This is a genomic window from Amycolatopsis sp. NPDC028719 (assembly GCF_055565395.1).
Map to the genome: position 1 here is coordinate 172,242 of NZ_JBVHUL010000006.1, position 23,157 is coordinate 195,398.

Below are 23,157 nucleotides of genomic sequence, written 5' to 3' on the forward strand. Positions count from 1 at the left end.
CCGTTCCGTGACGGAGATTCCCGGACTGGCCGGCCTCGTGGCTCCGCTCGAGGCCGGCCAGTTCTTCGCCGACGTCCTCGGGAAGGCGCCGCGGCGGTTCCCGGGGGAGAAGGGCCGGTTCGCCGGTCTCCTCCCGTGGCCGGAGCTGGACCGGGTGCTGCGGCAGCACCGCCTGGAGTTCCCCCGGCTGCGCCTGGCGCTCGACGGCGACGTCGTGCCGGCGCACACCTACACCGAGATGGTGTCGACCCGCCGCAACGGCCTCGTGCCGCGCGTGCTCTCGGCGCCCTTCGCCGAACACCTGCGCGCCGGGGCGACGCTCGTCGTCGACTCGGTCAACGAGCTGGTCGACGGGGTCGGGGAGCTGGCGAGCCGGCTGGAGCACGACCTGCGCGAGCGGATCCAGGTCAACCTGTACGCGGGCTGGGGCACCACGCACGGCTTCGACGTGCACTGGGACGACCACGACGCGTTCATCATCCAGCTCTCCGGGCGCAAGCGCTGGCGCCTGCACGGCGTCACCCGCCGCTCGCCGCTGCAGCGGGACGTCGAGCTGCCGGACCGCCCCGAGGGCGAGCCGTACGAGGACTTCCTGCTGGAAGACGGCGATGTGCTCTACCTGCCGCGCGGGCACTGGCACGACGTGTCCGCCGTCGGCGAGGAGTCGCTGCACCTGACGATCGGGTTCACCGCCGCCACCGGCGTGGACCTGGTGGCGTGGCTGGCCGACCAGCTGCGGGCCGACGAACTGTTCCGGGAGGACCTGCCCCGGTTCGCCGGGCCCGGAGCGCGGGCCGAGCGGGCCGAGGCGCTGCGCCGGCGGCTCGCCGAGCTGACCGCCGGGGACGACCTCGTCGACCGGTTCCTGGCCGACCGCGACGCCCAGGCTCCCGCGCAGACCCGCGTCGGCCTGCCGTGGGCGGCCACGGCGGAGCTGCTGCCACCGGACGAAGACTTCGAGGTCCGGTTGCTCGCCCCGCGCGCCGCGCTGGCCGACGGCGAAGGCACCGTGGCCCTGGTCGGCGCCGGAAAGCGCCTGGTCTTCGCGGCTCCCGCGCGGCCGGTGCTGGCCGCGCTGCTCGGGGGCACGCCGCAGCCGTTCAAGGTGCTGGCGGACGCCGCGCCGGGTGTGGACCGGGCCACGGTCCGGGCGCTGCTGGGTGAGCTGGTCACCCAGGGGCTCGTCGCGAGGGCGTGACGCCGTTCCGGTCCGCTCGGTGACCGCTCAGCGCACGATCGAGCGTGGTGGCCGCCGAGCGGGTCACATCAGGGGGGTTGGCGCGCGCTTAATCGGGTACGCTTAGGCATGCCTAAGTCAGAGGTGATGGCTGAGGCGGGAACCTGCTCTCCCGGCCGGACCGCGGTGCCCGCGTGCGCCGCGCTGACCCGTGAGCTCGGCGGCGAGCCCGCCGGGACCGCCGCGCACATGACGTCGTGGCTGCTCATCGAGCAGCCGGGGTCCTGGGCACCGGACGCTCTCGAAGACGTGCTGGCCGAAGTACTGCCCGCCGACCGGCTCGACGGGGCCCGCGACGCCGGCCTCCGGCCCCTGCTCATCCGCAAGCCCGGCCGCCACGCGCGGGTCCCGGGCGCCCCGCGCGCGGTCTACGTCGCCAGCGGCCGGCCGGGACACCGCTGGCTCGAACGGCTCGACGTCGCCGACCTCGGCGAACTCGCCCACCTCGATCTCGAAGCCGTCGCGGCGGGGCGCGACGGGCACGGCGAGCCGGTGTCCGGGCCGCTCTTCCTCGTCTGCACGCACGGCAGCAAGGACATGTGCTGCGCCGTCTTCGGGCGCCCGGTGGTGACCGGGCTGGCGCAGAACCACCCCGGCCAGGTCTGGGAGGTCAGCCACGTCGGCGGCGACCGCTGGGCCGGCAACCTGTTGACGGTGCCCGACGGCTACCTCCACGGCAGCCTCGCGGTGACCGAGGCCGAGCTCGTCGCCAAGGAAGCGCTGAGCGGGAACGTCCGCCTGGAACACCTGCGCGGCCGGACGTCGGCGGAGAGCCCGTGGGCGCAGTTCGCCGAGATCGAGATCCGCGGCCGCACGGGCCTGCGCGGCCTCGACGCGGTGCTGGCGACCGACGAGGACCCCCGCGGCGACGTCCGGAAGGTGCTGGTGACCGGGGGAGCCCGGCGCTACGAGGTCGTCGTCCGCCGGCTGCCGTCGATCGCCTCCGGGCACAGCCGCTGCTCCGCACGGGTCGTGCTGGCCGGGTTCGAAGTGGAGTCGGTGCGCGAGATCTGACTGCGGAACCGGTCGCCGTCGCCGGCGGAAAGCTTCAGTCGCTGAAGTCGCCGTTGAGCGACTGGGTCGACTCGCCGTCCCCGCTGCCGCGGCTCTGGCCCCAGGGCTGTCCGTCCACTGTGGCCGTCGCGTTCACCTCGCCGCCGCCGGAGCGCATGACGACGTTGTAGACGTGCTTGCCGGAGTGGGCCGGGAAGCTGAACGTCCGGCTCCAGGGGAGCTTGACGTTCTTCTCTTCCATGGTTTCGCCGTCGATGGTGTAGGTCAGTGTGGACAGGACGGCCGTTCCCTCGATCTTGACCTCGAGCTTGTGCCGCTGGGCCGGGGGAGCAGTGGATTCCGACGACGCCGAGGACGACGGGGCCGGTGTCGCCGGGGCGGGCGACGGCGTGCCGGTGGTCCCGGCCGAGCACCCGGCGAGCAGAACGGTGGTGACGAACGCGGGCAGCAGCCTCATGCCCCGACTTTAGTGCCGCCGGAAGGGCTCGGGCGGATTTTCGCGTTCCGATCACCGGACGGCCACAATGGATCACATGGCAGGTTCGGAGATCACGCGCGTCGGGGTGGTGGCGCACCCGCGGAAGCCGGTGCACGAGTCGGTCGAGGTGCTCGTCTCGTACGCCTCGCGCCACGGAGTCGAGCTCGTGGTGCGGAAAGCCGACGCGGCGCAGGTCGGGGCCGGCGTGCCGGTGGTGCCCGACGCCGAGTTCGCGGCCGGGGTGGACGCCGTCGTCAGCCTCGGCGGTGACGGCACGATGCTGGGCGCGATGCGGCTGGCCGTCGAGCGGCCGGTGCCGGTGCTCGGGGTGAACTACGGCACCGTCGGCTTCCTGGTCGAGATCGCGCCGTCCGAGCTCGCCGGGGCGCTCGAACGGATGCACACCGGGGATTTCGAGATCGAGCCGCACAGCTGCATCACCCTGGCGGAGGGCGACGCGGCCGCGGTCGCGTTCAACGACGTCGTCGTCGGCGGGGCCGAGCCCGGCGCGACGGTCGAGGTCGACCTGCTGGTCGACGGTGCCCAGTTCGGCTACTACCGCTGCGACGCGCTGATCCTGAGCACCCCGACCGGCTCCACCGCCTACAACTACGCCGCCGGCGGCCCGGTGATCTCCCCGGCGGCGGAGGTGCTCGCGGTGACACCGGTGGCGTCGATGTCGGGCGTCAGCCGCTCGATCGTGTTACCCGCCCGCGACGTCGTCACGCTGCGCTGCGCGGCCCGCAGTGCCCCACCGATGCTGCGCGTCGACGGCAACGCGTGGCGGCCGCTGGATCCCGCCACCCCGCTGACCGCGACGCTGCGCCCGGACGCGGCGCAGGTCGTCCGCCTGGACCCCGGGCGGCACGCGCAGCGCAGCCGGGTCAAGCTCAGCCTGCTCGACCTGCCGCTGCGGCCGGAACAGATGGCCGAGCTCCTGCCGATGGAGATGCGCGAGGACTTGGCCCGCCTGCGCGAACGCCGGCAGCTGCCGGAGAGCTGACGGGGTCGAACGGTCGCGAGAGACCGCGAAACCTGCGGCGAGAGCGGGTCCGCCGGACTACGGCCGAGGGGTCGGCGGGAGCGAATACCGCACCGTCGTCCCGTCGCGGAGGCAGGTCGCCGCCGGGCCCGGAGGCGTGATCGTCACCTCGACGACGTCGCGGGCGCACTGGGGTGGCGGCGGGACTTCGTCACGGCCGGCCGAGGCGAAGCCGGCCACCGCCGCCACCGCACCGGCCGCGACCAGCACCCCCGCCCCCGCCCACACCAGTCCGCGGCCCGGCCGCACGGGCTCGGCGGGTGGCGAGACCCGGGGACGGGCTACCTCGGCGACTTCGGCGACCTCCATCGCGAACGGCTCCGAACGCTCCGCCCGGAAGCCTTCCTCATCGGCGAGGAACCGTTGGTACGCCGACAAAGCCGTGCTCCCGGTCCGGGCCAACGCGGCCGGCGCGGCGACCGGATCGCCGTCCGGGCACAGGAAACCGTGCAGCAGCACGAGCGGGCGGCCGTACTCGTCCCGGGGTTCGCCGCCGGCCTCGGCCGTGGTCACCGCGTGCTCGGCCCAGACCAGCACGCCGTGCGGTGTCACCGCGGCGCGCGAAGGCACGCCGTCCAGCGGGATCACCGTGGCCTCCAGGAACCCGTGCTCCCGCAGGAAACCCGGGACCAGCAGCACGGAATAGCCGCGCCGCCGGCCGCGGGCGATCAGGAACGGCCAGGCCCGGCCGGTCACCAGTCGCCCCAGCGGTCGCCGCCGAGGCGGGACACCGGCAGTTTCGCCTCGAGCACCGCGACCTGCCGCTGCAGCTCGCCGACCACCCGCCGGCGGGCCTGGACGTAGTGCTCCGCCATCCGATCGGCCTCGCCGAGCTTCGCCAGCCGGCCGGCGCGGTCGGGTTCGTCGTGCGGGGACAGTGTGTCCAGCAGCAGCATCAGGCTCGACTCGGCGACCAGGCCCGCGCCGACGGCGGACGCCAGCACCCGCGCGGCGTGTGCCGTGAAGTGGGCGCCGAGCGTCCGCAGCGCTTCGCCCGGGCCCATCCGCATCCGCCGTTGCGCGGCCGCGAGCAGCTCGGTGCGGGTGGCGCGGTCGAGCGCGAGTTCGGTCTGGCGCAGGATGTCCGGCACCACCACCGACAACGCGGCCTCGACGTTGCCCGGCCGGAACCGGCCGTCGGGCTTCTTGCGGACCACCCCGCCGGAGAAGACGGCGAAGTCGTGCCCGACCGCGGTCACCGGGATCAGCCGGACGATCCGCCGAGCGCTGTGCACCTTGACCAGGTCGGCGAACCCCGGCGTCGCCATCAGCCGGTCGCGCACGATCCGCAGCCGCTCGTTCTCGTCCGGGTGCAGGTGGTCGAGCAGGTCCCACTTGGTGATCACGAAGACGATCGGACTGCGGACCGGCAGCATCGCGTTGATCATCGCGTCGAGGGACGCTTCGAGCAGCACCTCACCGCGCTGGTCGCCCTGGTCCGCCTGCACCAGGCGGAAGCCGTCGATGATGCCGACGAGCGCGTCGGCACCGGCGATCGCCCGCAGCAGCGTCGCCTGGGCGGTCGAGCCGGGCGCGTCCGGGTCGGTCAGCAGCTCGCCCGGGTACTCGAGGTAGCCCAGCTTGACCACCGGTTCGGTGGCCCCGCCGACGTCGGTCATCACGCTGAACTCGAATTCGCGCAGTTCGCCGCGGGTCGTGCCGCGCGGCCACTCCTCCTGGACGTCGGCCGCCTTGCGGTACCACCGGTTCAGCTCGATCAGCTGCTCGTGCGGCACGCGCAGGTAGAAGCCGCGGTCACCCGGGGTCTGCAGGCGGCGGTAGATCCCGGTCAGCAGCAGGGTCTTGCCCGAACCCTGCAGGCCCAGCGTCACGACCCGGAACGCCGGGACGCCGCCGGGCGGGCCGGCCAGGACCGCCGCGGTGTGTCTGCGGCGGCGCTGGCGCACGAGCAGCACGACCACCAGCACCAGGACGAGAACGATCAGCACGACGCCCACGGTTGTCCCCTTCCGTCACCGAGGACGGAGCCGCGGACCGGTCCGGAAATACACCGGATTCCGGTACCCGGGGCAACGGGCTTACGGGGCCCAGGGTGCTGCGACGGTCCAGCTGCTGTCGGCCGTCACCGTCTGGGGCCGGTCGGAACCCGTGCCGCCGCCCGAAGCGATGTGGACCTGGGAGTCGAAGTGCCGTAGGAACGCGCCAGGGATGTTCAGCGACTCGAACGTCACGCCCGTGCCGCCAAGACCGGGCCGGGCGCAGAACGTCGCGTCGGCGCGCAGCAGGGCCGTGCCGTCGTCCGGTGAGTTGCGGACGCGGCCGTCCTGGTGGCGCAGGAACTGCCCGGGGTAGTTCACCGACTCGAAGGAGTAGCACGAAGAGTCAGCGAGCCCGCGCCGCACGGTGTAGGTGGCGTCCTGCTTGAGCAACGCACTGCTGCCGCTGTTCACGACCGCGGTGTAGGCGAGGCCGCCGGAGTGCCGCAGGTACCGGTCGGTGTACCCCCACGTCGTCACCCGCAGCGACTGCCGCGCGTTGACGGCGAGGGGAACCGAACTGCGCCACAGGGCCGGCGCCGAGACGTTCCACGTCGTGTCGGCGGCGAAGCTCGTTGCGGTGTCCCAAGGATTCGGGCCGCCGCTCTGGGCCAGGTACACGTTGTCGTTGTAGTGCCGCAGGTACCGGCCGGGGAGGTTCAGCGCCTCGAACGACGTCCCGCCGGCGGCGAGTCCCGGCCGGGTGCACCAGGTGGCGTCGGCGGCGAACGTCCCGCCGGTGTCGCCGTCGATGCGGACCCGGCCGTCGGCGTGGCGCAGGTACTTGCCGGGGAAGTCGACGGATTCGAACGAGAAGCAGCGCGGGTCCGCGAGCCCGGTGACGGTCCGGAACGAGGCGTCCTGCCGCGCTCCGTCGGTGCTGCCTGTGGTCAGGACGTCGGTGCGGGCGAAGGAGTCCGCGTGCCGCAGGTACCGGTCGGTGAACCCGGGGGTGGTCACCCGGAACGACCGGACGTGCCCGAGCGTCAGCGGCACGGCGGCGTTCAGGTTCTTCGACGCGGCGATCAGGTCGGCGTGCGCCGCGCGGACGCGGGCGGTGTCGACCTTCTGCACCCGCCGGTCGTAGGTGTACAGGCCGTTGTATTCCCCTTCGACGTCGGTGATCTCGGTGTAGACGGACGCCGAGACGCCCTTGGCGGTCATCAGCTGCCGGACGTCCCGGACCATGCCGGTGTAGCGGTCGTTGAGCTGCTCGGCGCTCGTCATCTGCTCGTAGGCGAAGAACTGGCCGTTGGGACTGTATTCGTGGCCGGGGCTGCGCAGCCCGAGCCCGCCGAACTCGCCGAGCACGGACGCCCGGGTCGCGGTCGGCCGGGGTGCGTCCGGTCCGGTGTAGACGTGCCAGTCGAGGAGGTCACCGGTGCCCGGGTCACCCTTGGCGGAACAGCAGTTGATGCCGCTGTGCGGGTTCATCAACCGGGTCGGGTCGTAGCTCTCCAGGCTGGTCGTGACCCGCTTGGTGTCGTCCAGGTTCCACTCGCCCCAGCCTTCGTTGAAGGGCACGTAGGTCACGACGGCGGGGGAGAAGCGGTGTTCGTCGACGATCTCGCGGGCTTCGGTCTCGAACTCGGCGATCTGCGCCGGGGTCCGGCTGGAGTCGGTGCTCAGCGTCGACGGGATGTCCTGCCACACCAGCAATCCGAGGCGGTCGGCCCAGTAGTACCACCGCGCCGGCTCCACCTTGATGTGCTTGCGGACCATATTGAAGCCGAGGTCCTTGTGCTTGCGCAGGTCGGACGCCAGCGCGTCGTCGGTCGGCGCGGTGTACAGGCCGTCGGGCCAGAAACCCTGGTCCAGCGTGCCGATCTGGAACAGGAACTCGCCGTTGAGCGTCGGGCGCACCACGCCGTTGACGTTCTTGGTGCCGACCTCGCGCATGCCGAAGTAGCTGACGACCTGGTCGACCGTCGTCCCCGCGGCGTTGCGCAGCGACACCCGCAGGTCGTAGAGGAACGGGTCGTCGGGTGACCACCGCCGCGCGTCCGGCACCGGCACGGAGAACTCCGTGAAGCCGCCGGTCGCGCTGCCCACGACGGCGCCGCCGGTCACCGCCTCGGCGAGCACGGAGTACCCGCCGACGTCGCCACGGCCGAACACCCGCACGCGGGCGGTGTTGTTCGCGAGGTTGGGGTAGACGTCGACGGAGAAGATCGACGTCGGCGCGGTCGGCTCGAGCCAGACGGTCTGCCAGATCCCGGACGTCGGTGTGTAGAAGATGCCCGCGGGGTTGTTGAGCTGCTTGCCCAGCGGCTGCTTCTCACCGCGGCCGTCGGTCGGGTCGTAAACGCGGACGACGATTTCGTTGGTGCCGCCGTTCAGCTGGGCGGTGACGTCGGCCTCGAACCGGTCGTAGCCGCCCTTGTGGGTAGCGACCTGGACGCCGTTGACCCACACGGTGGCTTCGTAGTCGACGGCGCCGAAGTGCAGCTGCACGTGCCGGCCGGCCCAGGCCTGCGGCACGGTGAAGGTGCGGCGGTAGAACATCAGGTCGCGGTTGTCGTTGCGCATGATGCCCGACAGCGCCGACTCGACGGGGTAGGGCACGAGGATGCGCTCGGGCAGCGTCTGGCCGAGGGGCGGCGCGGCGTAGCGGTCGACGCTGCCGCCCGCGCCGGTGGCGGGGTTGAGGAACTCCCACTCCCCGTTGAGCGACTGCCAGTCGGGCCGCGTCATCTGCGGGCGCGGGTATTCGGGCAGCGGATCGGTGGTGCTGACCTGCGAGGTCCACGGCGTCGACAGGGGCGGCGGCTTGGGCGCGACGGCGGCGCTCGCCGCCGGCGCCGAGGGGATCGTGCAGAGCAGCGCGAGAACCAGGACGGCGAGACGGCGCATCGGACTCCTCGGGCGGGGACGCACTACCGCGGGCTCGAAAATCGAACATAACACGGAACACAGACAAACGTAACAACTCAGAAACCACCAGAGAATCAACACTCGGTCGGCGGTGTCCGTCGTTCACACGCGCGACGGCCGCCCGGGGTTGAGTCGCTTCTCGGACCGGCCGGAGAAGATGGCGTCATGGCGGATGAGTGGTACGCGGTGCGGTGCGTCTTCCAGTGGACCGAAGCCGGGGGGCGGCCGTACGAAGAGCGGATCACGGTGTGGCGGGCGGCCGACTTCCCCACGGCCCTGGTCCGGGCCGAGGCGGAGGCCGGGGAGTACGCGGCGAACAGCGGGGTGACCTACCTCGGGCTCGCGCAGGCCTACGCGACCGGGGAGGAAGTCCTGCAGCCCGGTACAGAGGTGTTCTCGCTGCTGCGCGACAGCCGGCTGCCGCCGGAGCGATACCTCGACCGCCATTTCGATACCGGCTCCGAGCACCAGAACGCGCGCTGAGCCGGCGCCCGGCTCAGGGCACGCGGATCCGCGGCACGGTCTGCCTCTGCACCTGCTCGAAATCCACGCCCGGGGCGAGTTCGACGAGCTCGAGCCCGTCGGCGGTGACGTCGAGGACGCACAGGTCGGTGATGATCCGCTGGACGACGCCGCGGCCGGTGTAGGGGAGCGTGCACTCGTCGACGATCTTGGGCGAGCCGTCGCGTGCGACGTGCTCCATCAGCACGATGACCTTCTTCGCGCCGTGGACCAGGTCCATCGCGCCGCCCATGCCCTTGACCATCTTGCCCGGGATCATCCAGTTCGCGAGGTCGCCCGCCGCGGAGACCTGCATCGCGCCGAGGATGGCCGCGTCGATCTTGCCGCCGCGGATCATCCCGAAGGACAACGCCGAGTCGAAGAACGACGCGCCCTTCCGGACGGTGACGGTTTCCTTGCCCGCGTTGATCAGGTCCGGGTCGACGGCGTCCTCTTCCGGGTACGGCCCCACGCCGAGGATGCCGTTCTCCGACTGCAGCACGAGCTCGACGTCGTCGGGCACGTGGTTGGGCACCAGGGTCGGCAGGCCGATCCCGAGGTTGACGTAGTCGCCGTCGCGCAGCTCACCGGCGGCGCGGGCGGCCATCTCGTCGCGGTTCCACGCCATGTCAGCCGGCCTCCGTTCCGGTGCGCGAGGCGCGCACAGTGCGCTTTTCGATCGGCTTGTCCGCGGCCTGCTCCGGCGTCAGCGCCACCACGCGGTGCACGTACGCGCCCGGCAGGTGGACGTCGTTCGGGTCGAGCTCGCCGGGCTCGACCAGCTGCTCGACCTCGGCGATCGTGACGCGGCCGGACATCGCGGCCAGCGGGTTGAAGTTGCGGGCCGCGTCCTTGAAGACGAGGTTCCCGTGCCGGTCGCCGCGCCACGCGCGGACCAGCCCGAAGTCGGCGACGATCGCGCGCTCGAGGACGTACTCCTTGCCGTCGAAGCTCTGCTTCTGCTTCTGCGGGCTCGCCTTCTCGACGGTGCCGGCGGCGTCGTACTTCCACGGCAGGCCGCCGTCGGCGACCTGGGTGCCTGCCCCGGTGGCGGTGAAGAACGCGGGGATGCCGGAGCCGCCGGCGCGCAGCCGTTCGGCGAGCGTGCCCTGCGGGGTCAGCTCGACCTCGAGCTCGCCGCCGAGGTACTGGCGCGCGAACTCCTTGTTCTCCCCGACGTAGGAGGCGACGACCCGGCGCAGGCGCCCGGCGCCGAGCAGGATCCCCAGGCCCCAGCCGTCGACGCCGGCGTTGTTCGAAACCACTTCGAGGTCCGCGGTCCCCGCCTCGAACAGCGCGTGGACGAGAACGGCGGGCACACCGCACATCCCGAAGCCGCCCACCGCGAGGGTGGCGCCGTCGGGGATGTCGGCGACGGCCTCCGCGGCCGAGACGATCACCTTGTCCATGGCCGCCATCAGACTCGATCTCTGTGAGGTGGTCAACCAGTGAACGCGCTTGACCAGGTGGTTGTTCGTCTCACGGTCGACTTGGGTAGGTTAGTGTTCACTGAGTGGACACACCGGTAGACCTCGTCGGGCGGACTCATCGGGCGTTGCGCGCGGTCGCGGTTCACGAGCCCGGTGGGGCGACGACGACCGCCGTCGCCCGGGAAGCCGGGCTGCCGCGGCCGACCGTGCATCGGTTGCTGACGTCGTTGCAGAGCGTCGGGTTGGTGGAGCGGGAGATCGATCACTGGGTCTTGGGGCCGGAGCTGTACTTCCTCGGTGTGGCCGCGGCTCGGCGCTATGACGTGACGGAGGCTGCTCTGCCGGTGGTTCGGCGGCTCGCCTTGGCTACGGGGGAGAGTGCGTTCTTCTCGGCTCGGCGCGGGGAAGAGACGATCTGTCTTATTCGGGAGGATGGCGCTTTTCCCATCCGGAGTCATGTTCTCTTCGAAGGGGCGCGGTTTCCGCTGGGGGTTGTTTCGGCCGGGATGGTGGTGCTTGCTCATCTGCCTGATCGGGAGGTCGAGGAGTATCTCGGGCGGGTGGATCTGGCTGCGACCCATGGGCCGCAGCACTCGGCCGGTGAGATTCGGCGGCATATCGCGGCGACTCGGATGCAGGGGTATGCGGTTAATCCGGGGCTGGTGGTGGAGGGGAGCTGGGGGCTTGCGGCGGCGGTGTTCGATCAGGGTGGGGCGCCGCGGTGGGCGCTTACTTTGACTGGCGTTGCGCATCGGTTCGGGGGTGAGCGGATTCCGCAGCTGGGGGCTTTGTTGCTGCGGGAGGCTCACGCGCTGTCGGAAACCTTGGCGCGTGGGCAAACGCGTGGCTGAGGCCGGCTGCCGGGCCGCCAAGCCCCGCCGATTTGGTCTCCGTAACCCCGAAGCCCGGCCGTGTTCTGGCTTCGGATCGGGGTTGCGGGGGCCTGGGTTGCGTGCGGTTGGGGCTGGGTTGCTCGGGTCTCGGCTCTGTGCGGCCGATGCGCCAGCGCAACCAGTTTCGAGATTGACTATTTGTTAGGGTGCTCCGATGGAAGAGGAGCTGGACTTCTGGTCGTTCGTCGAGCTGGCCAACCGCCGCCTCGCGACGGAGTACGGCTTCCGCCACCAGTTGGCCACCGAGGTACTGCTGACCCTCAACCGGGCCTCGGACCTGGTCACCTACGACCTGGAGGCCGCGGTGCACCGGCCGCGCGGCCGGTCATGGTCGGCGTTCCGGCTGCTGTTCGTGGTCTGGCTGGCCGGGCCGCTGGAGCCGAAGAGCGCCGCCCGGCTCACCGGGATGAGCCGGGCTGCGGTGTCCAACCTGATGAAGCCGCTCGTCGCGGACGGGCTGCTCGACCGCGTCCCGGACGAGCGTGACGGCCGTTCGGTCCAGCTGTCGCTGACGCCGGCCGGCCGCGAAGAGATGGTTTCGGTGTTCCGGGAGCACAACGAGCGCGAGTTCGGCTGGACGGACGCCCTCACCGAGGAGGAGCAGCGGATCCTGGTGATGCTGCTGGGCAAGCTGATCACCGGCCGCACGGCGGCCGACACCCGCAGCCGCCGCTAGGGGCGATCCGCGGGCCGGTGGTGTCGTCCGTTCGCGGAGCCGGCGCTGAGCGGGGAACTGCGGCCCCGCCGGCGCGGCTGACCCTTCCGGCCGGGCGGGCGGCGGACTACTCTGCCCAGAAGATAGTAAATACGTGAACTACATTGGCCGGATCGGTCAGGAGGCGAACCATGGCGTACTACCGCCGAGCGGGGACCATCCCGCCGAAGCGGCACACCCAGCACCGCACGCCCGAGGGCGGGCTGTACTCCGAGGAGCTGATGGGCGAGGAGGGCTTCTCGTCGGACTCGTCGCTGCTCTACCACCGCGGGGTGCCGTCGGCGATCGTCGGCGCGACGCCGTGGGAGCTGCCGGACCAGACGCTCACCGAGAACCGCCCGCTCCTGCCACGCCACCTGAAGCTGCACGAGCTGTTCGCGGGCCAGGACTGGAAGAGCGCCGACGTCGTCACCGGCCGGCGGCTCGTCCTGGGCAACGGCGACGTGCGCATCTCCTACGTCGCGGCGGGGGAGGCGTCTCCGCTCTACCGCAACGCCGTCGGCGACGAGTGCGTGTACGTCGAGTCCGGCCAGGCGCGGGTCGAGACGGTGTTCGGCGTGCTGGACGCCCGTCAGGGCGACTACGTGATCCTGCCGCGCGCCACCACGCACCGCTGGGTGCCGGCCGGAGACGAGCCGCTGCGCGCGTACGTCATCGAAGCGAACTCGCACATCACGCCGCCGAAGCGCTACCTGTCCCGCTTCGGCCAGCTGCTGGAGCACGCGCCGTACTGCGAGCGCGACCTGCACGGGCCCGAAGAGCCGTTCCTGGCCGAGGGCGAGGACGTCGACGTGCTGGTCAAGCACCGCGGCTCGCGCGGCATCACCGGCACCCGGTACGTCTATCCGACGCACCCCTTCGACGTCGTCGGCTGGGACGGGTTCCTCTACCCGTACACGTTCAACATCGCCGACTTCGAGCCGATCACCGGCCGCGTGCACCAGCCGCCGCCCGTGCACCAGGTCTTCGAAGGCCACAACTTCGTCATCTGCAACTTCGTCCCGCGCAAGGTCGACTACCACCCCCTCGCGGTGCCGGTGCCGTACTACCACTCCAATGTGGACTCCGACGAGGTGATGTTCTACTGCGGCGGGAACTACGAGGCCCGCAAGGGATCCGGCATCACGCAGGGCTCGATCAGCCTGCACCCGGGTGGGCACAGCCACGGCCCGCAGCCCGGCGCGGTCGAACGCTCCCTCGGCGCGGAGTTCTTCGACGAGCTGGCCGTCATGGTCGACACCTTCCGCCCGCTCGAACTCGGCGAAGGCGGCCTGGCGAGCGAAGACCCCGGCTACGCGTGGACCTGGGCCGGACGGGGGCCGGTCGCGTGATCCCCGCGCTCTTCGCCGGCCTCTGCGACGACGCCGCGGTGTTCCCGCCCGGCCTGGCGCCCCTGCCGGACGCGATCGCCGCGCACGACGCCTACGAGCGGGCCTGGTACACCGACCTCGTCGGCCCGCTGGTGCTCGCCGCCCCGGCCCTCGACGCGCTGGGCGACCTGCTCGGGCCGCGCGAGACGCCACTGCCGGTCGCGGTGACGCTGCCCGGCGGCCCTGACCGGCTGCCGGCCGTGCTCGAGGCCGTCAAGACGCTGCCGGTGGACCTGCGTGCCCTGGAGATCGCCGTGCCGGACGGCCTGGCGCCGGACGAGATGCTCGACGCGATTTCCGCCGCCACCGCGCCGGTGTACGTCGAGATCCCGCGGGACGACCGCCGCGGGGCGCTCCTGCGGGCGCTCGCGGGAACGGGCCACCGCGCGAAGTTCCGCACCGGCGGCGTCCGCGCGGACCTGTACCCCGGCGAGGCCGAGCTGGCCGCGTCGATCCGGGCCGCCGTCGAGGCCGGGGTGCCGTTCAAGGCCACCGCCGGGCTGCACCACGCGCTGCGCAACACCGACCCGGAGACCGGGTTCGAGCAGCACGGCTTCCTCAACCTGCTGCTCGCGGCCGCCGACCCGGACCGCTGTGAAGCCCTGCTCGCCGAGCGCGACGGCGCGGTGGTCGCCGCCGCCGTCCGCGAGCTCAGCCCGGACGTCCGCGCTCGGTTCACGTCCTTCGGCACCTGCAGCATCACCGACCCCCTGACCGAGCTGGCCGCCCTCGGCCTGCTGCCCCGAGGAGAGGCATGACCACGATCGACATCCCCGCCGGTTCCCCGTTCGGGCTCGCCAACCTGCCCTACGGCGTGTTCTCCGCCGGCGGGGACGCCCCGCGCGTCGGCGTCCGGGTCGGGGACTCCGTGCTCGACCTGGCTCGCGCGCTGGGCGACGACGTCTTCGCCGCGCCGTCGCTGAACCCGTTCATGGCGCAGGGGTACGACCGCTGGGTGGCCGTCCGGTCGCGGGTGACCGAGCTCGTGACGGGCGAGGTCCCGGACGACGCCGTGCACGCGGTGGACAGCGTCACGCTGCGCCTGCCGTTCGAGGTCGCGGACTACGTCGACTTCTACGCGTCGGAGCACCACGCGTCCAACGTCGGGCGGCTGTTCCGGCCGGACGCGGAACCGCTGCTGCCCAACTGGAAGCACCTGCCGGTCGGCTACCACGGCCGCGCGGGGACGATCCTGGTCTCGGGCACGGACATCGTCCGCCCGAGCGGCCAGCGCAAGGGCGACCCGGCGCCGGTGTTCGGCCCGAGCACCCGCCTGGACATCGAGGCGGAACTGGGCTTCGTCGTCGGCACGGGCACGCCGCTGAACACCCCGATCGCCCCGGACGACTTCGCGCGGCACGTCTTCGGCGCGGTGCTGCTCAACGACTGGTCCGCGCGCGACATCCAGGCCTGGGAGTACGTGCCGCTGGGCCCGAACCTGGGCAAGAGCTTCGCGACGTCGGTCTCGGCGTGGGTCGTCCCGATCCTCGCGCTGGAAGCCGCCCGGATCCCGCTGCCGGGCCAGGACCCGGAGCCGCTGCCGTACCTGCGGGAGAGCCGCCCGTGGGGGCTGGACGTCGAGCTGGTCGTGGAGTGGAACGGCGAAGAGGTCAGCCGCCCGCCGTACCGCGAGATGTACTGGTCACCGGCGCAGATGCTGGCCCACCTGACGATCAACGGCGCGTCGTCCCGCACCGGCGACCTGTACGGCTCCGGCACGATCTCGGGCCCGGAGAAGCACCAGCGCGGCGCGTTCCTCGAGCTGAGCTGGGGCGGCAAGGAACCCCTGACGGTCAAGGGCGAGGAGCGCAGCTTCCTCCTCGACGGCGACGAGGTGGTGATCACGGGCACGGCCCCGGGCGCGGACGGCTCACGCATCGGCTTCGGCGAGGTCCGCGGAAGGATCCTCCCGGCCGGCTGACCTGCGGAACCGGTGTGCCGCGACCTCACCGGGTCGGCCTCGCCTGGCTTCGGCGCCACGCGAGGCCGGTTGCCTGACCCCGCGCCGGGTCGCCTCCGATGCAGTGAATGACTCATTCCTGGCGTCCGGCGCCAGGAATGAGTCATTCACTGCACGCAAGCTCGGGCCTGCGCGACCGGCTTGGGCTCGGCGGCGCGGCGACGTCGTGAACGACTCGTTCATGACGTCCGGGCCGCGCCCACCCGCGTCCCCCAAACGCGGATCTCGTCGGCGCCGACCCGGTTCACGGCGAATTCGCCGTAAAACCGCGATCGGTCGCCGACAATCCGCGCAAAGATCGCTCCGCGCTATTCCGGTAATGATCACCGTCCGCAATTAACGGAATTCGGCGGTCAGTGCGCCGAAGTGTCCGGCAGGAGGCCGCGCAGGGCGTCCGATGGTTCGAGTCCCAGTTCTTCGAGCAGCGTGCGCCGGCACTGCTCGTACTGGTGCCGGGCCGACGCCCGGTTGCCGGCGGCCAGGTGCGCGTCGATGAGAACGCGGTGCGCGCTCTCGCGCAACGGTTCCGCGCGCACCGCGGCCAGCCCGGCCGCCACCGCCTCGCCGTGCCTGCCCGCCGTCGTGAGGCGCTTTGCCATGGCCTCCAACGCATACAGCCGCAGCTGGTGGTACTGCTCCTGTTCCAGGAGCACCCACTCGTTGTCCGACCACTCGGGCAGCAGGTCGGCCGACAGGTCGTCGCGGGTCCGGCGGTCCAGGATGTCGTCGCACCCGCAGGACCGGTCGAGCAGGCGGTGCGCGCTGGCGACCGCGTCGTGGATGTCGACGGTGATGTTGCCCGCCAGCGCCATCTCCTGCACCGACGCGTCGATCACCCGATGGCCGGTGCGCGACGCGCGCCACAGCGACGAGCGCAGGTTCGCGTTGGCCCGCGGCGTCGGCGCCTCCGGCCACAGCGTTCTCGCCACGTAGGTTCTCGTCCGAGGCCGGTCCTGCAGTGCCAGGAACGCGAGCAGCCGCTGCGCGCTCGACGACAGCGCCACGCGGTCGTCGTCCACGAGCAGCGCGAAACCCTTCAACAGCCGCAGTGTCACGATCTGCGTTTCTCCAGTGCGCATCGGCTCCCCAACCTATGCCCGGCACCGATCGGATCGACCCCACCGTTGAGCAATTCGCGACCCCGGTGCGAAACGTTACCGCGATTATCGCCGGTGCGGCGTCAACAGGGCGTCACGAAAACGTCATCGGGCCTGATCCGAGGTCTTCCAGCCAGGCCCGGACGGCCTCGAGCACCGCCTCCGGGGACGTCACCGCCAGCTGCTTGGCCTCGGTGGGGCCGATCGTGGAGAGGATGCGGACCCGGAGGGCGTCGGGCTCGCCGCCTTCCAGCCACGCACGGAGGACCATGCTGCCGGAACGCTCCTCGGGTGGCTCCACCACCGCAGGATGCGCGCCGGTGTGTCACCACCCCGTCGCGGGCACGTCAACGCCCGTCCGGGCAACGCCGCCGTGACGCCGGTGCGACGCGCCGATCGCGGTCCTGCCACGCCACCCCTGCGATGCTGCGCCCCGGTACGCCGGAGCCACCTCCCGGCGGGCCACCGGGGAGGAAATGGCATGGGCGATTTCGGGGTCGTCGCCGACGTTTCGACGATCATCGTGGAAAGGCTCGGCGAGGCGCTGCGCACGCTCGATCCGAACGACCCGCCGAAGGCGATGCTGAGCGACCTCGAGGACCGGCCGAGCCAGGCCGCGCTCACCGTCTTCCTGTACGAGATCGCGGAAGATCCGACCTCGCGCAACCGGCCGCCGGTCCGCTCGCTGCCGCCGTCCGCGCCCACGAGCCGCAAACCGCCGATGGCGCTGCTGCTGCGCTACCTGATCACCCCGTGGGGTGGCAACCAGGAGACCCAGCACCAGATGATCGGCCGCGCCCTGCAGGTCTTCTACGACGACGCGATCTGGTCCGGCGAGGAGCTGACGGGCAGCTTGGCGGGCACCACGGAGGCGCTGCAGTTCACGCTGACGCCGCTGACGCTCGACCAGAAGTCGTGGATCTGGTACGCGATCCAGAAGCCGTACCGGCTGTCCCTCAACTACGAGGTCCGGGTCGTCAACCTCGACTCCCTCGACGTCGCCGAGCTCCGCCTCGTGCGGAGCCGGACGATCAGCGGGGCGCCGCTCCCATGAGCCACTACTACCCGGTCGAGACCTCCGTCCTGCACAGCCCGGCGTGGTTCGTGCCGTTCGACGAGTTCGCCCAGCGCGCGCGGGCCGCCGACGTCGCCACCGAGCTGGACCGCTTCGACCCGGACGGGAACGTCTGGGTGCCGCAGGACACGCCGGCGATCCGGACGCCGAGCGCCGCGATCGCCTATCCGGAGCTCGGCCGCCGCCGGGGGCCGGGTGCCGAGCCGGAGCGGTTCCGCGTCCGGTTCTCCGCCATCGGCCTCGCGCCGCTGTACCCGGCGGACGGCGCGGACTTCGACGCGGGCCTCACCGGGATCGAGTTCACCGCGTACCCGTACGACGACGCGCAGCCACCCGCCGCCGGCAGCGAGCCGAGGCTGGTCCGGCTGCTGCCCGGCGTCGCGTTCCCGTACGGGCCAGGCATCCGCACGGTCTACGGCGTCGTGGTCGACGCCGTCACCCGGGCACCGGTGGCGAACGCGCTGGTCGAGGCGAGCGGCACCACGATCCGGGACGGCGTCGGATGGCTGGAGCGGACCCTCACCAACCTCGACGGCGCGTTCCGGCTCGCGCTGCGCTGGGAGGGCGAGCCGGTCACCGGACCGCCGCCCGTGCGGATCTTCCACCTCACGGCCACCGAGCGGCCGGGCCGGGCCGGGGCGCTGGACGTCCGGCTGCCCGCCGAGCGGGACCGCCGGCACGTCATCGAAATCGTCCAGCAGTAGCAGAGAAGGAGCCAAGCCATGCCCGAGTACCTGAGCCCCGGCGTCTACGTCGAGGAGGTCGACGCGGGGCCACGGCCGATCGCGGGGGTGAGCACCAGCACGGCGGGCATGGTCGGGGTCACCCAGCGCGGCCCGACCACCGGGAAACCGAAGCTGGTCACGAACTTCCTGGAGTACCAGACGACCTTCGGCGGGTTCCTGCCCGAGCCGGACCCGGCGATCCGCGACGCCTGGGCCGAGAACCCGGGCGAGGGCGGCCGCTGGTGGCTGTTCCCCTTGGCGGTCAAGGGCTTCTTCGACAACGGTGGACAGCGCCTCTACGTCAAGCGCGTCGTCAGCGGCGCCGCCGAGCCCGCCTCCGGCACCCTCCGCCGAGGCCGGGTCAGCCTGATCGCGCAGGACGCGGCGGCCGGCGCCACCACGCTGACCCTCACGCACCTGATCGGGTTCACCGGCACGGACGAGATCGGGTTCTTCCGCGGTGACACCGGCGCCGCGATCGGTGCCGCGACGATCACCGGCTACAGCACGGCCACCGGCCGGGTCCAGCTCGACGCGGGACCGACCGAGCCGGTGAAGGTGGCTCGCGGCGACTACGTCCAGGCCGGGGACCGCCCCGAGGCCGAGACCCTGCGGTTCGCCGCGTCGAGCCCCGGCTCCTGGGGCCGGACGGTCCAGGTGCGGATCCAGCCGTCGGTGAGCGCCACCCTCCCGGTGCTGCCCGCTCCGGACCAGGGCGCGCTGATCACCACCCGGGTCGCCGAGGAGTCCCCGGCGGACAGCGCCACGCTCCGGGTGGACGCGGCGGCCGGGCTGGACGCGCTCACCCCGCCGTTCCGGATCCTGATCGGCCCGCGGCGGTTCCCGGTGGTCGGCGTGGCCACCGCGGACGGCCACCTGGAGCTGACCCTGGCCGAGGGCACCCGGCACGCCCTGTGGCAGCCCGGCCTCGCCGTGCGCGTGGTGCGGTCGGGCCGCGCCGCCGACGCCGATCCGGGCCGGCCGCTGACCCTGCGGATCGGCGGCGCGAACCGGCTGTACGAGGGCGCGGTCACCCAGCTCGACACCGGCACCGGGCTCACCGCCCTGCGCGTCCGCTCGGTGGCCGGGGAGCTCGTCGAGCTGGAGCCCTTCGCGGCCGACGCCGGCGTGCCGGAGGAGATCCTCGAAAACGACCGGCTCGCGCTCGTCGAGGCCACCGTGGAAACCCGGTTCGCCGACCCCGGCGGCGGCTCGACGACCGAGACGTTCCCGAACCTGCGCCTGACCGGGGAGGCCCCGGGGACCGTGGTGGGGGCCTTGGCGAGCCGGTCGCGGCTGGTCCGGGCGACCGCCCTCGAAGATCTCGCCGCCGATCCCGCGGCCTTCCCCACCCCCGCCACCGGCTCTTGGATCAGCCTCGCCGACGAAGGCACGGACGCGTTCGACGGGCTCGCGGTCGCGGACTTCGTCGGCACGGACGGCGGAAGCGGCAAGCGCACCGGCATCGTGGCGCTGGAGGACATCGACGAGGTCGCGATCTGCGCGGTGCCCGGCGTGTGGGCCGGCACGGTCGAGTCGGCGCTCGTGACCCACTGCGAGCAACTGAAGGACCGCTTCGCCGTCCTGGACCCGCAGGACGGCCTCGACATCGAGGGCATCCAGGCGTTCCGCGAGGCGTTCGACACCAAGTACGCGGCGCTGTACTACCCGTGGCTGGTGGTCAACGACCCCTCGACCGGCCAGTTCGTCGAGGCGCCGCCGTCCGGGCACATCATCGGCATCTACGCCCGCACCGACACCGAGCGCGGGGTGCACAAGGCGCCGGCCAACGCGGTCATCCGCGGCATCCGGCCGGCCGACGGCATCGCCCAGGACGTCACCAAGCGGCACCAGGACGTCCTGAACCCCCGGGGGATCAACGCGTTGCGGTTCTTCCCCGGCCTCGGCCAGCGGGTGTGGGGCGCGCGCACGCTGTCGTCGGACACCTCGTGGAAGTACGTCAACGTACGCCGGCTCTTCCTGTTCCTCGAGGAGTCGATCGACGAGGGCACGCAGTGGGTCGTGTTCGAGCCGAACGACGAGCCGCTCTGGGCCCTGGTGCGGCAGACGGTCGCGAACTTCCTCGCCACGGTCTGGCGCAGCGGCGCGCTCGCCGGCACGACCGCGGACGAGGCGTTCTTCGTCCACTGCGACCGCACCACGATGACCGACGACGACATCGCCAACGGACGGCTCATCTGCGTGATCGGGGTGGCGCCCGTGTTCCCGGCGGAGTTCGTGATCTTCCGGATCCAGCAGAAGACCCGCGAGCCCCAGCTCGTCTGACCACTGAAAGGCAACGCAAATGCCCCCTGTGACGCGGGACGACCCGTATGCCGCGTATAACTTCCTGGTCATCGTGACCAACGTCAGCGACGACGGCGTTTCGGTGAGCGGATCGTTCACCGAAGCCAGCGGGCTGGACGTGGAACTGCCGGTGATCGAGTACCGCACCGGCAGCGAGGACATCACCGTCCGCAAGCTCGTGGGGCTGAAGAAGGCCCCGAGCGCGCTGACGTTCAAGCGCGGGGTCACCGGCCACGTCGGCTTCTGGAACTGGGTGAAGGAAGCCCTCGACGGCCGCGTGCGGCGCACGGCCGGCTCGATCGTGATGCTCGACGAGAACCGCCAAGAGGTCATGCGGTGGAACTTCGACCGGGCCTGGCCGACGAAGTACACCGGACCTTCGTTCAACGCGACCAAGAACGAGATCGCCATGGAGACGCTCGTGCTGGCCGTCGAGAGCTTCGTGATCGACGCGTGAGCGGGCGGACATGACCAGCGCGGCGCTTCCCGGCGTTTCCCTGACCTTCGAGCGTGCGGCCACCGGCGGCGAGCCGTTGCGCACGGACGTGGCCGTGTTCCTCGGCCGCACCCGGCGTGGCCCGGTCGGCCGGCCCGTGCGCGTCGAGAGCTGGAACGACGTCGTCGGCGCGTTCGGCCCGCCGGACGGCACGTCGGCGACGCCGTACGCGCTGCGCGGGTTCTTCGAGAACCAGGGCCGGACGGCGTGGGTCCTGCGGGTGTCCGGGCCGGCCGAGTTCGCGAGTGCACTGTGGACGGACGGCTTCCGCGTGGTGGCAGCGAGTCCCGGCGCGTGGGCGAACGGTGGCCGCGTCACCGTGCGGTACCGGGCGAGCAGCGTCGCGGGCCCGCCGGTGGTCACCGTGCGGGTGCTCGTGCCGGGCGAGCCGGCGGAGGTGTTCGCCGGCCTGGCACCCGGCGAGGTCGTCGGCCGGATCGCCGCGTCCCGGCTCATCCGGGTGGTTCCGGTGGGTACCGCGGACCCGATTCCGGCGGCCGGGCCGATCTCGCGGTCCTGGGACCTGACGCTCACCGGCGGCACGGACAGCCCGCCGGGGCGCGCGGACTACGCGTCCGCGGTGGTGACGCAGGCCGAGCTGCCGGAGCCGGCCCTGGTGGCCCTGCCGGACCTCGGCGCCGACCTGAGCGGCACCGAGCACACGACCCTGGTGCTGGACCTGCTGGGCGCCGTGGCGCCGCTGCTGGACCGGCTGGTGCTGCTCGACGTGCCCCCCTGGGTGTCCACAGTGGACGCGGTGGCGGCCTGGACCGGCGCGCTGGCGGACTTCGGCGACGAGGCGCTGCTCGCCGCGGCGGCGGTGTACCACCCGCCGCTGCGGGCGCCGTCGCTCGACGGGACGGGCCTGCGGACCGTGCCGGCGTCCGGGCACGTCGCCGGGCTGATCGCCAGGCTCGACGCCCAGCGGGGCCCCGCGGGCACCCCGGCGAACGCCACGCTGCTGGACGCCGTGGACCTGGCGGCCGGGTACCCGGAGGCGCAGCAGGTCCGCCTGTTCGAAGCGAACATCGACCTGGTGCGGTGCGTGCGGGGGCGGGGTCTCGTGGTCTGGGGCGGGCGGACGCTGTCGGGCGACCCGCGGCGGGTGTACATCGCCCACCGCCGGCTGCTGCACCTGCTGGTGCGGGCCATCCGGCGGGCCGCCGCGCCGCTGGTGTTCGAGGTGAACTCGCCGGAGCTGCGGCTGTCGCTGGTCCGCGCGATCACCTCGGTGCTGCTGGAAGCGTTCCGTACCGGCGCGCTCGCCGGCAGCCGGCCGGAGGACGCCTTCCGCGTGGTGTGCGACGAGACGAACAACCCGCCGGAGCAGGACCCCGGCCAGGTCGTGTGCGAAATCGGTGTCGCGCCGGCCGTGCCCATGGAGTTCATCGCGCTGCGGCTCGTGCTCGGCCAGGACCGCGGCCTGGAGGTGATCGAGCGGTGACGACACCGGTCGACCGGCTGCTCGCGCTGACCGAGCCGCTGACCAAGTTCCGCTTCCTCGTGACGCTCGCGCCGGCGGACGTGTACCTGCCGCCGGCGCAGGCCCTGCTGCTGCCGGCGGTGGCCGGGGGCGCCTTCCAGGAGGTCACCGGGATGGGGGCGCAGCTGGAGGTGGTGACGTACGCGGAAGGCGGCCGCAACGACTCCGTGCACCGGCTGCCGCTGCGCCACTCGTGGAACCCGATCACCCTCAAGCGCGGTGTGGTCCGCGACCGGCTCCTGTGGTCCTGGTACGAAGCCGGGCTGCACGGCTCGCTGGGGGCCCGCCGCGACGGCGCCGTGATCATGCTCGACGAAGCCGGCCTGCCCGCGAAGTCGTGGATCTTCCACGGCGGGCTGGCCGCCAAGTGGACCGGCCCGGACCTGCACGGCGAGCAGAACGCGGTCGCGATCGAGTCACTGGAAATCGCCCACGAGGGCCTGACGGCCGTCCTCTAGGAGAG

23 protein-coding genes are annotated in these 23,157 nt (G+C 72.2%); 15 read left to right on the forward strand and 8 right to left on the reverse strand.

The genetic code is table 11. The features are described 5' to 3' along the window. Positions 1-7: 7 nt before the first annotated feature. Together ACZ4TR_RS28720 and ACZ4TR_RS28725 are read left to right on the forward strand one after the other, a co-directional pair. Entirely contained in the window at positions 8-1,198 is a 1,191-nt protein-coding gene (locus tag ACZ4TR_RS28720; protein WP_465290072.1) for a cupin domain-containing protein, read from the forward strand. Between the two features lie 126 nt (positions 1,199-1,324). Next, entirely contained in the window at positions 1,325-2,251 is a 927-nt protein-coding gene (locus ACZ4TR_RS28725; RefSeq protein ID WP_465290073.1) for a sucrase ferredoxin, read from the forward strand. A gap of 34 nt (positions 2,252-2,285) precedes the next feature. On the opposite strand, the gene ACZ4TR_RS28730 is transcribed toward ACZ4TR_RS28725, so the two are convergent. After that, a complete protein-coding gene (locus ACZ4TR_RS28730; protein WP_465290075.1) occupies positions 2,286-2,708 on the reverse strand; it encodes a hypothetical protein in 423 nt (140 codons plus the stop codon). A 76-nt stretch (positions 2,709-2,784) separates the two neighbouring features. On the opposite strand from ACZ4TR_RS28730, the gene ACZ4TR_RS28735 reads away from it, so the two are divergent. Then, entirely contained in the window at positions 2,785-3,732 is a 948-nt protein-coding gene (locus ACZ4TR_RS28735; protein WP_465290077.1) for an NAD(+)/NADH kinase, read from the forward strand. Between the two features lie 57 nt (positions 3,733-3,789). Here ACZ4TR_RS28735 and ACZ4TR_RS28740 read toward each other — a convergent pair whose 3' ends face one another. The 3 genes from ACZ4TR_RS28740 to ACZ4TR_RS28750 all read right to left on the reverse strand — a co-directional run bounded on the left by ACZ4TR_RS28740 (position 3,790) and on the right by ACZ4TR_RS28750 (position 8,621). Beyond that, positions 3,790-4,467: a hypothetical protein gene (locus tag ACZ4TR_RS28740; protein WP_465290078.1), complete on the reverse strand. Its 678-nt coding sequence runs from the start codon at positions 4,465-4,467 to the stop codon at positions 3,790-3,792. Next, positions 4,464-5,729 carry a hypothetical protein gene (locus ACZ4TR_RS28745; protein ID WP_465290079.1) on the reverse strand — a complete coding sequence of 422 codons (1,266 nt, stop codon included), beginning with the start codon at positions 5,727-5,729 and terminating at the stop codon, positions 4,464-4,466. Before ACZ4TR_RS28745 ends, ACZ4TR_RS28740 begins: the two co-directional genes overlap by 4 nt. A gap of 81 nt (positions 5,730-5,810) precedes the next feature. Next, positions 5,811-8,621, reverse strand: a complete 2,811-nt coding sequence (locus ACZ4TR_RS28750; protein ID WP_465290081.1) for an AbfB domain-containing protein — start codon at positions 8,619-8,621, stop codon at positions 5,811-5,813. Positions 8,622-8,807: 186 nt separating this feature from the next. Here ACZ4TR_RS28750 and ACZ4TR_RS28755 point away from each other — a divergent pair, with 186 nt between their 5' ends. Next, complete coding sequence (locus ACZ4TR_RS28755; protein WP_465290082.1) at positions 8,808-9,125, forward strand: hypothetical protein; 318 nt, start codon at positions 8,808-8,810, stop codon at positions 9,123-9,125. A gap of 13 nt (positions 9,126-9,138) precedes the next feature. Here the strand turns inward: ACZ4TR_RS28755 and ACZ4TR_RS28760 are convergent, their stop codons facing one another. Beyond that, positions 9,139-9,771 (reverse strand): CoA transferase subunit B, encoded by a 633-nt coding sequence (locus ACZ4TR_RS28760; protein ID WP_465290084.1) that lies wholly within the window; start codon positions 9,769-9,771, stop codon positions 9,139-9,141. A gap of 1 nt (position 9,772) precedes the next feature. Further along, a complete protein-coding gene (locus tag ACZ4TR_RS28765; RefSeq protein ID WP_465290086.1) occupies positions 9,773-10,552 on the reverse strand; it encodes a CoA transferase subunit A in 780 nt (259 codons plus the stop codon). Between the two features lie 104 nt (positions 10,553-10,656). On the opposite strand from ACZ4TR_RS28765, the gene ACZ4TR_RS28770 reads away from it, so the two are divergent. The 5 genes from ACZ4TR_RS28770 to fahA all read left to right on the forward strand — a co-directional run bounded on the left by ACZ4TR_RS28770 (position 10,657) and on the right by fahA (position 15,472). Then, positions 10,657-11,424, forward strand: a complete 768-nt coding sequence (locus ACZ4TR_RS28770; RefSeq protein WP_465290088.1) for an IclR family transcriptional regulator — start codon at positions 10,657-10,659, stop codon at positions 11,422-11,424. A 196-nt stretch (positions 11,425-11,620) separates the two neighbouring features. Continuing rightward, positions 11,621-12,142: a MarR family winged helix-turn-helix transcriptional regulator gene (locus tag ACZ4TR_RS28775; protein ID WP_465290090.1), complete on the forward strand. Its 522-nt coding sequence runs from the start codon at positions 11,621-11,623 to the stop codon at positions 12,140-12,142. A 170-nt stretch (positions 12,143-12,312) separates the two neighbouring features. Continuing rightward, positions 12,313-13,512, forward strand: coding sequence for a cupin domain-containing protein (locus tag ACZ4TR_RS28780; protein ID WP_465290092.1), 1,200 nt, complete (start codon positions 12,313-12,315; stop codon positions 13,510-13,512). Continuing rightward, complete coding sequence (locus ACZ4TR_RS28785) at positions 13,479-14,309, forward strand: hypothetical protein (protein WP_465290094.1); 831 nt, start codon at positions 13,479-13,481, stop codon at positions 14,307-14,309. Before ACZ4TR_RS28780 ends, ACZ4TR_RS28785 begins: the two co-directional genes overlap by 34 nt. Further along, positions 14,306-15,472: a fumarylacetoacetase gene (gene fahA, locus ACZ4TR_RS28790; protein ID WP_465290096.1), complete on the forward strand. Its 1,167-nt coding sequence runs from the start codon at positions 14,306-14,308 to the stop codon at positions 15,470-15,472. Before ACZ4TR_RS28785 ends, fahA begins: the two co-directional genes overlap by 4 nt. A gap of 392 nt (positions 15,473-15,864) precedes the next feature. Here the strand turns inward: fahA and ACZ4TR_RS28795 are convergent, their stop codons facing one another. Next, positions 15,865-16,590, reverse strand: coding sequence for an AfsR/SARP family transcriptional regulator (locus ACZ4TR_RS28795; protein WP_465290098.1), 726 nt, complete (start codon positions 16,588-16,590; stop codon positions 15,865-15,867). A gap of 112 nt (positions 16,591-16,702) precedes the next feature. Further along, complete coding sequence (locus ACZ4TR_RS28800; protein WP_465290100.1) at positions 16,703-16,909, reverse strand: hypothetical protein; 207 nt, start codon at positions 16,907-16,909, stop codon at positions 16,703-16,705. 180 nt (positions 16,910-17,089) lie between these two features. Between ACZ4TR_RS28800 and ACZ4TR_RS28805 the strand changes: the two genes are divergently transcribed. The 6 genes from ACZ4TR_RS28805 to ACZ4TR_RS28830 are packed head-to-tail and all read left to right on the forward strand — an operon-like array spanning position 17,090 to position 23,152. Then, positions 17,090-17,662 (forward strand): Pvc16 family protein, encoded by a 573-nt coding sequence (locus tag ACZ4TR_RS28805; protein ID WP_465290102.1) that lies wholly within the window; start codon positions 17,090-17,092, stop codon positions 17,660-17,662. Then, on the forward strand, positions 17,659-18,387 hold the full coding sequence (locus ACZ4TR_RS28810) for a carboxypeptidase regulatory-like domain-containing protein (protein ID WP_465290104.1): 729 nt from the start codon (positions 17,659-17,661) through the stop codon (positions 18,385-18,387). Before ACZ4TR_RS28805 ends, ACZ4TR_RS28810 begins: the two co-directional genes overlap by 4 nt. An 18-nt stretch (positions 18,388-18,405) precedes the next feature. Next, positions 18,406-20,694: a phage tail sheath family protein gene (locus tag ACZ4TR_RS28815; protein ID WP_465290106.1), complete on the forward strand. Its 2,289-nt coding sequence runs from the start codon at positions 18,406-18,408 to the stop codon at positions 20,692-20,694. A 19-nt stretch (positions 20,695-20,713) separates the two neighbouring features. Further along, positions 20,714-21,172, forward strand: coding sequence for a phage tail protein (locus ACZ4TR_RS28820; RefSeq protein ID WP_465290108.1), 459 nt, complete (start codon positions 20,714-20,716; stop codon positions 21,170-21,172). A gap of 10 nt (positions 21,173-21,182) precedes the next feature. Continuing rightward, complete coding sequence (locus tag ACZ4TR_RS28825; protein WP_465290110.1) at positions 21,183-22,655, forward strand: phage tail sheath subtilisin-like domain-containing protein; 1,473 nt, start codon at positions 21,183-21,185, stop codon at positions 22,653-22,655. After that, on the forward strand, positions 22,652-23,152 hold the full coding sequence (locus ACZ4TR_RS28830; protein WP_465290112.1) for a phage tail protein: 501 nt from the start codon (positions 22,652-22,654) through the stop codon (positions 23,150-23,152). Before ACZ4TR_RS28825 ends, ACZ4TR_RS28830 begins: the two co-directional genes overlap by 4 nt. The last annotated feature ends 5 nt before the right edge of the window (positions 23,153-23,157 follow it).